The 12,420-nt window shown below is 49.8% G+C and carries 11 protein-coding genes; 3 read left to right on the top strand and 8 right to left on the bottom strand.

The window, feature by feature from the left end:
- Positions 1–132: 132 nt before the first annotated feature.
- The 6 genes from TJ79_RS14120 to TJ79_RS14145 form a co-directional block, all read right to left on the bottom strand.
- Positions 133–573, bottom strand: coding sequence for an EVE domain-containing protein (locus tag TJ79_RS14120; RefSeq protein ID WP_040950944.1), 441 nt, complete (start codon positions 571–573; stop codon positions 133–135).
- Positions 566–1,150: a DinB family protein gene (locus tag TJ79_RS14125; RefSeq protein ID WP_040950945.1), complete on the bottom strand. Its 585-nt coding sequence runs from the start codon at positions 1,148–1,150 to the stop codon at positions 566–568. Before TJ79_RS14125 ends, TJ79_RS14120 begins: the two co-directional genes overlap by 8 nt.
- 67 nt (positions 1,151–1,217) lie before the next feature.
- Entirely contained in the window at positions 1,218–2,165 is a 948-nt protein-coding gene (locus tag TJ79_RS14130; RefSeq protein WP_040950946.1) for a helix-turn-helix transcriptional regulator, read from the bottom strand.
- Between the two features lie 140 nt (positions 2,166–2,305).
- Positions 2,306–3,046, bottom strand: a complete 741-nt coding sequence (locus TJ79_RS14135) for a WYL domain-containing protein (RefSeq protein ID WP_081756907.1) — start codon at positions 3,044–3,046, stop codon at positions 2,306–2,308.
- A 217-nt stretch (positions 3,047–3,263) separates the two neighbouring features.
- Entirely contained in the window at positions 3,264–3,668 is a 405-nt protein-coding gene (locus tag TJ79_RS14140) for a VOC family protein (protein WP_040950947.1), read from the bottom strand.
- Between the two features lie 131 nt (positions 3,669–3,799).
- Complete coding sequence (locus tag TJ79_RS14145; protein WP_040950948.1) at positions 3,800–4,747, bottom strand: helix-turn-helix transcriptional regulator; 948 nt, start codon at positions 4,745–4,747, stop codon at positions 3,800–3,802.
- 534 nt (positions 4,748–5,281) lie between these two features.
- Here TJ79_RS14145 and TJ79_RS27755 point away from each other — a divergent pair.
- Complete coding sequence (locus TJ79_RS27755) at positions 5,282–6,346, top strand: S-layer homology domain-containing protein (RefSeq protein WP_202903328.1); 1,065 nt, start codon at positions 5,282–5,284, stop codon at positions 6,344–6,346.
- 274 nt (positions 6,347–6,620) lie between these two features.
- On the opposite strand, the gene TJ79_RS26020 is transcribed toward TJ79_RS27755, so the two are convergent.
- Positions 6,621–8,429, bottom strand: coding sequence for a serine hydrolase domain-containing protein (locus TJ79_RS26020; protein WP_052339594.1), 1,809 nt, complete (start codon positions 8,427–8,429; stop codon positions 6,621–6,623).
- A 168-nt stretch (positions 8,430–8,597) separates the two neighbouring features.
- Here TJ79_RS26020 and TJ79_RS14160 point away from each other — a divergent pair, with 168 nt between their 5' ends.
- Together TJ79_RS14160 and TJ79_RS14165 are read left to right on the top strand one after the other, a co-directional pair.
- Entirely contained in the window at positions 8,598–9,317 is a 720-nt protein-coding gene (locus TJ79_RS14160) for a response regulator transcription factor (RefSeq protein ID WP_040950949.1), read from the top strand.
- Positions 9,307–10,656: a HAMP domain-containing sensor histidine kinase gene (locus tag TJ79_RS14165; RefSeq protein WP_040950950.1), complete on the top strand. Its 1,350-nt coding sequence runs from the start codon at positions 9,307–9,309 to the stop codon at positions 10,654–10,656. The genes TJ79_RS14160 and TJ79_RS14165 overlap by 11 nt, the downstream gene beginning before the upstream one ends.
- Before the next feature lie 129 nt (positions 10,657–10,785).
- Here TJ79_RS14165 and TJ79_RS14170 read toward each other — a convergent pair whose 3' ends face one another.
- On the bottom strand, positions 10,786–12,345 hold the full coding sequence (locus tag TJ79_RS14170) for an ADP-ribosylglycohydrolase family protein (RefSeq protein WP_040950951.1): 1,560 nt from the start codon (positions 12,343–12,345) through the stop codon (positions 10,786–10,788).
- Positions 12,346–12,420 lie beyond the last annotated feature (75 nt).

Below are 12,420 nucleotides of genomic sequence, written 5' to 3' on the forward strand. Positions count from 1 at the left end.
TGGAAAAATGACCATCTCCAACACAAAAGAGACTGTCCCAAAAGTAAACGTTGGTTACGGTTCAGCTTAACGGGGCTATCGGCGAAAAATGCCATCCGCGCTGTCTGTAACGGCAAGTTAAAAGGCCATCCTTTATTGGATGGCCGCATGCATTGCTTCCGTGATAGTCAGGAAATCTTCACGGTTTATCTCGAAATGGCCGGTACGGAACGGGTAGCCCCAATTCCGTTTGCCGCGGGTGAAGGACAGCCGGTCAAGCAAGCCTTCGATTCTCGCCTCCCGGCAGGGAAAATATTCGATGTTCCGGCGGTAAGGTACAAACGTCGCGGACATCGCATATTCGTACACACGGTCGTCCATAACCCGGCCAATGGCGGTGAAAGCCTGCAATGGCTCACCGTCTCCCATCTCCATTCGAGGAGAATAGTACACAAGCCAATCCCCCGGTTGCATCCTGCGTAACGGCGCAGATTTACCGTGACACATCTGGGCGAAGCCGCCGCTAACCCCCCGCTGCACATGCGATGCCGAGACAACGCCTATCCAGTAGGACGGCTTTCCAGGCTCACTCATGCGCTTCCCTCCAAGCGTCGTGCAGACGCATCTTCTGGAGCAAATGATGGCGATAATGCATCTCGATCAATTGGAACCATTCCAACGCGTTCAATCCGCCGAGCCGCGGATGGAGGACCGTATTTTTTACGATCTCCTTACCCGGTTCTAATTGAGCTTGGGTATCCGGATCAAACTCGGATGCAATCGCCGGTTCGATCTCGACCATCCGGCGTAACGTATCCCGCAGCCCTCCGACAAGTTGTTCCTTGCTTTCCGGTTGCGGCGGTGTGTATTGCGGGGACGGGGCAACTCGGATTCGATCCGGCGGGAAGCTCCCGGTCTTGAACAAATCCTCCCCCGGCTTCGTCTTTCCCGCCTGTGAGACTTCCGTGCTGCCGCCCGGTTCCAGGCACAATGCGGCGTTCCTCAACTGCATAAACTGCGCAGAACGGATCAAATGCATGTACATCTGACCAAGCGACCATTCATCCTCCGCCGGCTTCCAAAGCAGCTGCTCAAGACTTGAGCCATCCAATTCTCGAATATAACCACTGACCGTCTCCTCGAATTTACGCAACGTTTCTTTCGTATCCATTGCTGAACCCATCTCCTTTTTGCTTAAGCTGAACCCATCATACAAAAACGCTACTGACAACGGTTTGTCAGTAGCGTTCAAGCATTTTTTTGATTTCCTCGCGCGCCCGTTCGCACAGCGATTCCGGTTCCAGCACACGCACCGCTGCACCCCATCCGAGTGTCCACTGAAGGAGGTCTTCCACCCGCCGGACGCGGAACGTCGCCAGCCAGCCTTCCTCCCCCGGCTCGAATGACTCCATATAGTAATTGTCCGATTCCTGAACCCGGTCCGCAATGGCTTGGTCGACCAGCATGCGAACGGTGACATTCCGGTTGTCTATATGCCGGTGATCCTGAAAGCGAAAACCCGGAACGATCCTGAACGAATCTTTCAGTACGGCAAGCCCGTTCATGCGAGACAGCCGAAAGTGCCGGATGTCGTGCCTCAGCCCGCAGAACGCAACAAGCATCCACACCCCTTGGGAAAAAACGAGCCCGTAAGGATCAACGGTCCGCTCGCTATGACGGTATCCGTCCGGATCAGGCAAGTTTTTGGAGTAGCGGAAACGAACTCTGCGCTTCTGAAGAATCGCTTGGCGCAATTGTTCGAATATCTCTTTTTCCTGTCCGCGCGTTTTCGCCCCTCTTTCATTCAGCAGCCGGATCGCCGACCGGATATGTTCGGTCTCCTCGCGGACGTTCTCCGGTAATATCGCCTCGATCTTCTCCTGCGAACTGCGGGCCTTCGCGCCGTACTCAGCATCTAGCCTCATATCGACGAAGTCCGCCCCGATGAGCAGAGCTACCGCTTCCTCCGCCGTGAAGCTGACAGGAGGGAGAAAGTAGCCCTCCATTAAGGAGTAACCTACCCCCGGCGCACCCGCCACCGGAACGCCCGCTTCGCTTAGTGCTTGAACGTCACGGTAAATCGTGCGGACACTCGTCTCGAACTTGGCAGCCAAATCCTCGGCGCGCAGCACACCTTTACGCTGCAGCTCAATGACGATGGCCAACATCCGATCGGTTTTGTTCACCTCATCTGCTCCTTTTCTGAAACTTCAAAATGACTTCAAATACACGTTAGATAAACTTGCCCTTATTTATGATAAGGTTCACCGTAACGGGTCTAACGGCGGCATGTAATAGAGCTATATATAAAATCGAAATCAGGAGGCTAGTTTGGGACATTATACTCTTCGAGAGTACGGACCAACTTCCTTCTGACAGCTTCTCTTAATTCTTCCGGTTGGAGCACGACCGCTTCAGCGCCGAACGAAAATAAATAGTCAGCAAAGAATAGTATTTCTGAGGGGAAGATGCCCATCTCTAGTATGCCTGTGCCATTTTCGGAACGATGTACTTCTCCCCAAGGGAAAATCCAGCTCTTATCTCGGAATAACTCAATCCCTTTTGCCGTTAATTTCACTTTGACATCTACGCTTTCTTGTTTGCTGTAGAAATGGAGTCCCCAGTTCGTTAAATCCACCTCTGAAACATCCACTGTAGTCGATAACGTTACGGCATCCGCCAAAACGGCTGACCGTATCCGATCTGCCCGAAACAATCGGTAGGCTTTTCGCAGATAGCAGTAGGCTGGGCAAAACCAATATCCCTCATGGGCATATATACCGATGGGTTGAATCGTTCTTAGATTGGTCTCATTCTCCCCAATTCCATAATTAATTGTCACGGGCAACCTTCTAATGGATGCTTGGAGCAATATCTCAAGGTAGTCGGCTCGTTCTTGGCGGGTATGCGTAAAGAAGTCAACTCGGTGTCGCATCTCATCTATCTGACGTTTCACATCTTCCGATAAATACCTGTAAAATTTTCGAAGTGCGGATTCTGTAGATGCCTCGAAGGGCAGCGAACTGAAGTGTCGAAGAGCATGGGAAGCAAAAAATATTGAAAGCATTTGATCCTAACGAATACAAGTGTTGAAAACGTATAATAGGAGAGCCCTCCTATTCAGATGGCTCTCCTTATTAACTTGCGGGTTCCTTTTCGTTATCTTATCAGGTCGAAGTTCATTGGTTTGCTCCACGCATGAACTTGGAACATTTGCGTCACTTATGATAAGGTTCTCCGTGCTGTCTGTAACGGCAAGTATGAAGGCCATCCTTTGTAGACCGTCAATGTCTACCTCTAAAACGTTTAATCGCATCCTCAGTCACCGGCTCGAAGAGATTAAGCAGGTTGCCGTCGGGATCGCGGAACAGCATAGAACGGTTCCCCCAAGGCATCGTGGTCGGTTCCTTTACCCAATTATCGACAAATGGCTTCAAACGCACATATTCGGCCTCGACATCGTCGACGCGGAACTCAATAATGAGAGTGTGATTATTGGCCCCCACTACGGAACCGGCGCCGAATAGCTGCGCCGTCTGGGAGTGGCCGATTGCAAGGGAACATGATGGTACAACGAGTTCGGCAAATACGGGCGCGGGTCGCTCCGCCGAAACCCCCATGACTTTCTCATAGAACTCGACGAGACGATCCACGTCATCCGTAATGATGCGTACAGAAGCGAAATTCACAAGATATCATCCTTCCTAGTAATAATAGATTTGACTGTGTCCCCCAGCCGTTGCAAAACATACTTTTTACTTATCTCTCTCCATTACGTTTACATGTCCGATTATAAAAGAACGCTACTGACAACGTTATGTCAGTAGCGTTCTAGAATTTTTCGGGCTTCCTCACGAATCCGATTTTGGAATGATTCGGGTTCCAACACTATCACATCCGCTCCCCAGCCAAGCACCCATTGCAGTAATTCATCCAACTGACGAACGCGTAAAACCACATCCAATCCTTCTTGATGCTCTTTCATATCCTCTATGTAATGATAGTTCGATTCCTTCACCTTATCCGCGATGTCGTGGTTAAACCGAAGGCAGACTCGCAAGTGGCGATCATCCAAGGGGCTATACTCCCTTAAGTCAAAATGCGCCGGGAGTTCGAATCGTTCTTCCAGTTCGATAAGTTCAGCCATTCTGGACAAACGGAAATGGCGGATGTCCAGGCGTAGATCACACCGGGCCACAAGCATCCAAGATCCTTCAACGAGTACAAGGCCATAGGGAGCGACGGTACGTTCGCTATGGCGGCTCCCCGTGGAATCCTTCATTTTTTTCAAATAAAGAAATCTGATCTTTCGCCCATCTGATATCGCTCGTCGGATCTTATTGAGATTTTCCCTTTCGTTTGACAGAGCTACCGGTTTGCCTGGAGCGAGCAAACGCAGTGACTTGCGTATACGGGAGGTCTCACTGCGGACACTGTCTGAAAGAGTGACCTCGATTTTCCTCCTAGCAACATCAGCTCTATCACGATAATCATCATCAAATCGTTGCTCGATAAATTCTGTTCCTATAAGCAAGATCACGGCTTCCTCTATTGTAAAACTGATCGGAGGTAGAAAATATCCCTCCATCAAGGAATACCCTGTGCCCGTAGTGCCTGTAATCGGCACGCCTGCTTCGCTGAGCGCCTGAATGTCGCGATAGATGGTCCTCACGCTGGTTTCAAATAGTGCCGCCAAATCTTCGGCACGTACCACTTGCCTGCCTTGCAGCTCCAGCACGATGGCCAACAAACGATCTGTTTTGTTCATTGACTGCCCCCTTGAAACGTAATACTGCACAACAGAAACTTGCCGTTACTTGTGATAAGGTTCAGCGTAACACTCTAACAGCGAAAAAGGAGTCTGCACATTAATTCAGACTCCTCATCTTTATTCTGTAAAAGGGTGCCGTTTCTCTGGAGAAAACACAATCCTCATCTCAAACTGCTATTAAGCCACATCTTTCAAATACATTTTCTTTTAAGCAGTTAGGATTTTCAGCAAATGTAGATAAGTCAGAAAGAATATTTGTTTTTGTAACGTTGAGTTTAGCATTTTGGAAATGTGGTGAACGGCGTATATGTGCGAAAATATTTCTGCTGCGTGGCGGATGTTGGGTGCGTACATTTACAAATTACAGAATAGTCGCATCATTCGATAGAATTACTAAAATATAAGAATCATTCTACCGATAATTATTTAGTATGGGTCTGAAGGAGCATTACGATTAACCCAAGCGGTAGAGCCGAAGGAGGAGGAAGATTATTGGGAAAGAAATGGTTTGTATTCTTTTTGGTTTTATTAATGTCCATGTCTGGCAGTGCGGTTTATGTGAATGCGAAGACTTCGGCAGACTTTACTGATCTAAAGGGTTTGGACGCGGTAACGAAGGCGAAGTTCGATGCCATGATCTCCGCAGGAATATTCGATGGAGTCCAAGAAGGCACATTCGGATTGAAGGAGGAGATGAACCGCGCGCAATTTGCGAAAGTCGCCGCGTTGATCTTCGGTCTGAAAGTAGACTCATCTTTGAAGGAATCCAGTTTCACGGACGTGTCTGCCGACGACCCTGCAAATGGATATGCGTTGCCGTACATCGAGGCGCTGAAAACAGCAGGGATCGCGGATGGCTATGGTGAGGGGAATTTCGCTCCTGCCGATAAGGTGACGAAGGAACAGCTCGCGACGTTCCTTATTAAAGCACTCGGCAAGAACGAGGAAGCCAAGGCGACACCAGGCGTCCACGACGACACGGTCTCTGATTGGGCCAAGGGTTATGTCGCATTGGCCTTGCAGACTATGTTACTGTCCAATGGCGCCGATGGCAAGTTCGGCGGGACCGCGTCAGCGACCCGCGATTTGCTCTTAACGGGAGCTTACGAAGCCAAGCAGCAATATGTCCCGCCGAGACCGACGCCAACACCAACACAGACACCACCACCGACACAGACACCGACGCCGACACCAACACAGACACAGACACCGACACAGACACCGACGCCGACACCAACACCAACACAGACACAGACACCGACACCAACACAGACACCGACACCAACACAGACACCGACGCCAACACCAACACAGACACCACCACCGACGCAGACGCAGACACCGACGCCAACACCTACGACTCAACAAGCCGCGTTGGATACGATCAGGGATTACTTTTTGCAGCATGGCTTTGCGCCTGCACCTGACGAAACAACCTTTGCCGATGCAGAAATAAACGGAGTATCTGGGAACTTAGTCGATGTCTTGGCCGCCCTTGAATCGAAATATTTAGATTCCACAGGTCCACTTGGAACGCCTTTTAATTTTAGCAAAGGAGAAATCCAAGACGTCGTTGACTCTTTGGTTAACCCATAATTTCAGGGGTTAATTATATTAGCGAAATGATTTAACCTGGAAAAATAGCGGCGGAAGAGAGGTTATCCCTTCCCCGCTATTTTTTGTTTTTGATTCAAATGCCAGCATTGCCCCAAGCGAACGTGCAATTATGGATCGACGATCTCCTTGGCCAAGCTTAAATACTCCTCTTTAGTAAACGAACTGTTTCTAATGCTCGTCAGCGTGATAGCAGATCGTATTATTCACTGCGCCTGCCACGGATTTCGCCCTATTTGTGATACGGTTTCCCGCATCATAAGCTAAAGAAATCCCAGGTATACATATAAAAAACGAAGATAGCAGTAACCACTGCAAAAGCATATTGCCAACTGGTCACTTTCTTTTTCAACACAAGGCTACCCGTCAATCTCACGAGCAAGGTGAAGAGTAGCAGGAGCGGCAAATCAAGCAGCAGATAAGACCACCAAGTAATTTCATTCATCAAGAGCTCTGCAGAGGACACTGCGAATAGAAAGTACACGATGAAAAGTCCAGACACGGCGGTACCGAGCCAATTGAACGGGTACCTCTTACGCCGAATCAAACTAATCAACCATCGAACCAACGAAAAGATGAAGTGTAAAGGATAGATTAACGACATTCCGAGAAAAGCGAACATATGTGCATTCGGGTTATACCACTTTGATTTGTGCTCATACATCATAGTAGGAATGGAACTGAGCGACAAGGTATTATTTTTGATGTCCAAATAAAGGAGCTCCTGGGCATTTTCCTTTTGGAAGAGATAAGGCTCCAATTCCTTATAACGTGCGTTATGGAAAGAGAGGACTCCGTCTTCCACTGCTTTCACATGAACCGCGGACAAATTCTGCGTAAAATTAAACGGTCCTTTCAATTGAGCACGGTTGGGAATATAATAGCCATCCATTTTGCGCAATTCCGTAAGCGGAGTGGGGTTCCCGTTAGGTACGGCCGCCTGTTTTACGGGGTAAAACCGGTCCAGATAGGCCCCGATAAACTCTTCTATCAAATCACCGCCACCGGAAGAATTGGTTGAGATGAAAATGCCCGTTTTCTCCACCGGAATCAAAAAGAGGTACGACAAATAGCCGTCAATGCCGCCATCATGCTCAATAAGCCGCAGACCGTTCTGATAACGTTCATAAAAACCATACGCCATGCCAGGCATTTTCTCCTGAGCGGTGAATTGTGTGCGGTGCATGTCGTCCGCCGTTTTTTCGGAAAGAATCCGGCCCCCCTCATATTGTCCTTGCTGCAGATGGGCGATCATGAAATGAGTCATGTCGTCAACGGTCGAGGTTAAAGCACCAGCAGGAGGATGATGGATATAAGAATAGGGTGCGGGTTTATAAGCCCCATTCGCGTACGTGTAGCTTTTGGCCAGATTAGACTCGGACTCCTGCTGCTGAAAATTGGAATGGTTCATCTTTAGCGGCTTAAAGATCCGGTCCTTGATCACGTCCTCGTAGGGCTGTCTTGATACCTTCTCAACCAAATAACCAGCTAGCGACATCCCCTGATTGCTGTATTGAACCTGTTCGCCGGGTTTTCTTACGAGGCCTGGTAAATCGTTCATGATCGCATCCGAGAGCGGCACCATCTTATCCCGGTCCCGGCCAACCGCGTATATCGATTCGTAAAAACCCGCCGTATGCGTGAGCAAGTGATGCGCAGTTATCGGTTTGCCGTCGATGTAGTCAATCTTGAGATCCGGTATATATCGTTTAATATCCTCCTGAAGATTAATCCGCCCCTCCTCGCTAAGCTGCATAACCGCCGTAGCAGTAACCAATTTCGAAATCGATCCGAGACGAAAAAGGGTTGTATAGGGATCGACTGGGATTTTCCGTTCGAGGTCCGCATAGCCATACCCCTGGATCAACGATACCTGGCCATCCTTAACGATGGAAACGGCTGCGCCGGGCACATGATGCTCCTGCATTTTACTTTCGAAAAAGGTATTGGTGAAAGACTCCAACTCATGAGCGTCAGGAGCGGAAGCAAAAGCGGAAACAGGAAATAACATCCCAATCAATAGGGTCAACGCGGACCACCGAAACCAATGCTGCCGATTCAACAAGCGAAGCACCTCCCCGTTGTTCGATTTTTTCATTCCCTTTCGAGTATAGCAGCCGTCCCTTTCTTTAACCTTTCGGCAATCTTGAATTTACCTTACATAGCAGGAACTGGACCGTTTCCAAAGAATGTTCTTGAGTAAAATACGCAGAGAAAGAGAGATGTCCTGAGGATGGGTATGACGATTCTGATCGCCGACGACGAGCGAGAGATTGTCGAGCTCTTAAAATTGTTTCTCGAAAAGGAAGGGCATCGCATCGTGGAAGCCTATGACGGAGCCGAGGCCTGGGAGCAAATTGGCCGGCAGCAAATCGATCTGGCGATTATCGATATTATGATGCCGCAGATGGACGGACTCGAATTGCTTAAATTGCTAAGAACGAAATACAAGCTCCCTGTCCTCATCCTTTCAGCCAAAAATAGAGACATCGATAAAATATTGGGCTTAGGACTCGGAGCGGACGATTTTATCGCGAAGCCGTTTAATCCGCTGGAGGTCGTCGCTCGCGTACAGGCGCAGCTTCGACGCGCATTCGAATTTAACGAATCGAAAGAAGAGGAACCAGCGGTGGATAGGAGCGTCATTGGTGTACTGACATTAGACCATACCTCATGCATGCTATTCCGAAGAAAAGAACCGATTCCGCTCACATCGCTGGAGTACAAGCTTTTGAAAACATTCATGCAGTCCCCCGGAAGAATCTTCACAAAACAACAATTGTTCGAGTTGGCTTGGTCGGAGATATACCTGGAAGATGACAATTCCATCATGGTGCAAATCTCGCGCTTAAGGGACAAGATAGAGGATCAGCCCCGCCAGCCTGTCTATATAAAGACAGTAAGAGGATTAGGTTACAAATTTGCAGCAAAGGAAGATTGGATTGAAACGTAACCGCAGATTGGTAACCTCCCTGACGAGATCTTATGTATTCTTTGGCTTGACCATCGGTTTGATCAACGGGCTGCTTGGCTATTTCATGCAAGACTGGTTAACGGTGGGGAGAGCTTCTGAACTGACGGCTGGCGCATTGGTCCGGCCGGATTATGAGCAAATACCCGTCGAGAAGGTCGAAGCAGCCGGAGGAAGAATCGAAATTCTGGATGACCACCTGCGGGTCGTCTACACCAGAGGGATAGCCGGAGGGCAAGAGGCTTATACCTCCGAGCAACTGGTTCGGTTACTGGAGGATCGGAAGACCCGGGAGTACCAGCATTCCCTGGCTTCCTTCCAAACGGAATCCGGTCAATCCTATTCCCTTCTTGTCATGATGCCTATAAAAGGCAACTACGCACAGGTTTACATCAACTTCGTCTTATTACTGTTGTTCGCTCTTAGCGTGTTTATATATAGCCGTTGGATGGCCAGACGCATCACCGGCCCGCTCGAGAAAATTGTTACGGCAATCCGGCGGATGCGAGACGGCCATTACAATGAGAGGCTATCTTACAAGTCCGACTATGAACTTACGCAAATTCAGGAGCACTTCAACGAAATGGGAACGAATCTGGAACGAACGGAGTTGGAAAAAAAGGAGCTCGAGCTTGGAAAGCAACGGATGATTCTCAATCTGTCGCACGATTTGAAGACGCCGCTCACGACCATACAAGGGTATGCCAAGGCACTTCAACTTGGGATGGTGGATAGTCCGGAGAAACAGCGCCGGTATTTGGAGATCATTGATCAGAAGTCGAATGTTGTCGTGGCACTCATCGAGGATATGTTTCAACTGGCGACTTTGGAAAGCCTGGAGTATCCTTTCGTAGCGGAGGTTGGGGATATAGCGGAACTGCTAAGGCATATAGCCATCGAATTTTACGACCAATTCGAACGCAAAGGGATTGTCATAACCGTACAAATACCGGAAGAGAAAATCACCATTCTTATGGACCGCAAGCTTATGCACCGTGCGGTTTCGAACCTTTTATCCAATGCTTTGCAGCATAACGAAGAGGGCACCGAAGTGACGCTAATCCTGGAGGAACCAGACAGCGCCTCCGTTCGGATCCAGGTGTGCGATGACGGCGCGAGCATTCCGGAGGAACTCAAGGACACGCTATTCCAGCCTTTCGTGAAGGCGGACCAAGCCAGAACGAGCGGCGGCGGCACCGGGCTTGGGCTCGCCATCGCCCATCAAGCGATCGAACTTCATGGCGGAACACTCAGACTACTCGAAGAAACGAGGAGAAAGGTATTCGAAATCCGGCTATCAAAACCTATAGCTGCAGGGTAACCTTGTTATTGCCTCGCGGGAATGTCGCAATGTCCGCGTCAAGGGACATGCGAATCAACATGAAAAAGGCCCTGCTCGAATGAGCAGTGCCTTTTTTCGAATGCGATCCCAAAGCTATCCGTCCGCGTCTTAGAACGAAGCTGTCCCCTTCAGCAGCAGCACCGGAACCGTGCCGCGGGAATGGCGGCCACGCGATGTGATGTCGAGTAGCGCTTCGAGCCGGTCTCCTTTGAACTCGTCGGTCAGAAATGTAAATTCCATCTCGGTGTTTCCCATGTTGTACGTAGGGAGAAAGACGCTGCAGGACGAGTTTTCCGCGATTTTGACTCCCTCGGGCAGATGCCATTTCAATTCCAGCCATTGCGGGTGGTTCAGGAAATCGCTTGTCTCAAGCCTGATACGTACCGTTCTAGCCTCCCCCTGGCGGAAGAACGGATCTTCCTTGTAGTCGAGAATGACGGAAAATGCGACGAAGTCGTACAATACGGCATACGGCGCACGCGAAACAACATCTCCGAGCTTGGTCGGATTTTTCGGCAAGCCGTAGTTGTAAACCCCCGTGCAATACAACTCATCTTTGCGGCAAAACAGCTCGTCGCCTTCTTTCAACTGAAGCGTATAGCCGCCAGGGGCGAGTATATCCGCGATGGGATAACCGAGGAACGAAGGTGTCAACCGGAGCACGCGGTCGGTTAACTCGGTAACAGTAGATGGAATGGACAGCGTAGCGCTCAGATTGTGAATGCACTTGGTGTTGATCACATCGCCGAGCGGAGCGGTCCATTCCTCCGGCAACGCTTGCCGGCCCAGAATAATGCCGAGGGTTGCGCCAAGCGTCGCCCCCGTGCAGTCCGTATCCTCCCCGCAATTGACAGCCGTGCAGAGGCTGCGGCCGAAATCGTCCTCTCCGTAAAGCCAGCCGATAATCGTAATGCCGATATTGCTCGGAGCATCCCAACCCGGCTCGCCTATGGCAATATCGGTTTCCATTTCGGAAATCGACTGTCCCATCAACCCGAACGTTCCCGGAACGCCATTCATGACCATTTTCCGAGCTTCCTGCCAATTCGCGCCGGAACGGTAGGCGTCGATGGCAAGCTTAACACCCCGGGCAACCCCGCAGTTGTCCGGAATGTACGAAAGGCCAATTTCGATCAACTTCCACTTGTCCGACTCTGCGAACGCGGCGCTTTGAAGTGCCGCCCAAAACACTTCTCCGTACACGCCTTCCCCGCTATGATCGACGATCGCATCCTCATAAGCGTATCGCGCCGCAATTTCCGGATGACCAGGAGCGAGGCATGCCCAGATTTCCGAACGGATATAGCTGCCGTTGCTGTCCTTGAATGGATTGCCGACATGACCTGCAAGCGGAGGAACGAGTCCCATTCTCATGTTTGCTTTGGCTGCGCCGTATTCCGCCCAATCGGGAATGATGAAGGACATCCAGTACTCGCCTAAAATGCGTGCGTCCACCTGACGACCGTATTTCTCAACCGCATTCAGCCATACCAACTGCAAATCCAGATCGTCGTTCGGAGGGGGATTTTGGTTGACCTCCTCCGCGTATCCGACCAAGTCATAGATTCTGCGCCGACCTTCAAAGGGGGCTCCGAGTGTGCCGCCGATGTTTTTGCCCATCCAGCAGCCCATCACCTTATCTCTGTATATATCCAGGTCCAATAGCATGTTAATCCCGCCTATCATACATTTTAAACTTCACAAATAGACTATACATGTTATTATTCTGATATAAAATCTAGT

The organism is Gorillibacterium massiliense, assembly GCF_000455485.1.
In the GTDB taxonomy this organism is placed as follows: domain Bacteria; phylum Bacillota; class Bacilli; order Paenibacillales; family NBRC-103111; genus Gorillibacterium; species Gorillibacterium massiliense.

What these genes read in the sequence shown, in the direction of transcription:
- TJ79_RS14120 (WP_040950944.1), bottom strand. Translation starts at nt 573, where the DNA reads ATGAGTGAGCCTGGAAAGCCGTCCTACTGGATAGGCGTTGTCTCGGCA.
- TJ79_RS14125 (WP_040950945.1), bottom strand. Translation starts at nt 1,150, where the DNA reads ATGGATACGAAAGAAACGTTGCGTAAATTCGAGGAGACGGTCAGTGGT.
- TJ79_RS14135 (WP_081756907.1), bottom strand. Translation starts at nt 3,046, where the DNA reads ATGCTTTCAATATTTTTTGCTTCCCATGCTCTTCGACACTTCAGTTCG.
- TJ79_RS14145 (WP_040950948.1), bottom strand. Translation starts at nt 4,747, where the DNA reads ATGAACAAAACAGATCGTTTGTTGGCCATCGTGCTGGAGCTGCAAGGC.
- TJ79_RS27755 (WP_202903328.1), top strand. Translation starts at nt 5,282, where the DNA reads ATGTCCATGTCTGGCAGTGCGGTTTATGTGAATGCGAAGACTTCGGCA.
- TJ79_RS14160 (WP_040950949.1), top strand. Translation starts at nt 8,598, where the DNA reads ATGGGTATGACGATTCTGATCGCCGACGACGAGCGAGAGATTGTCGAG.
- TJ79_RS14170 (WP_040950951.1), bottom strand. Translation starts at nt 12,345, where the DNA reads ATGCTATTGGACCTGGATATATACAGAGATAAGGTGATGGGCTGCTGG.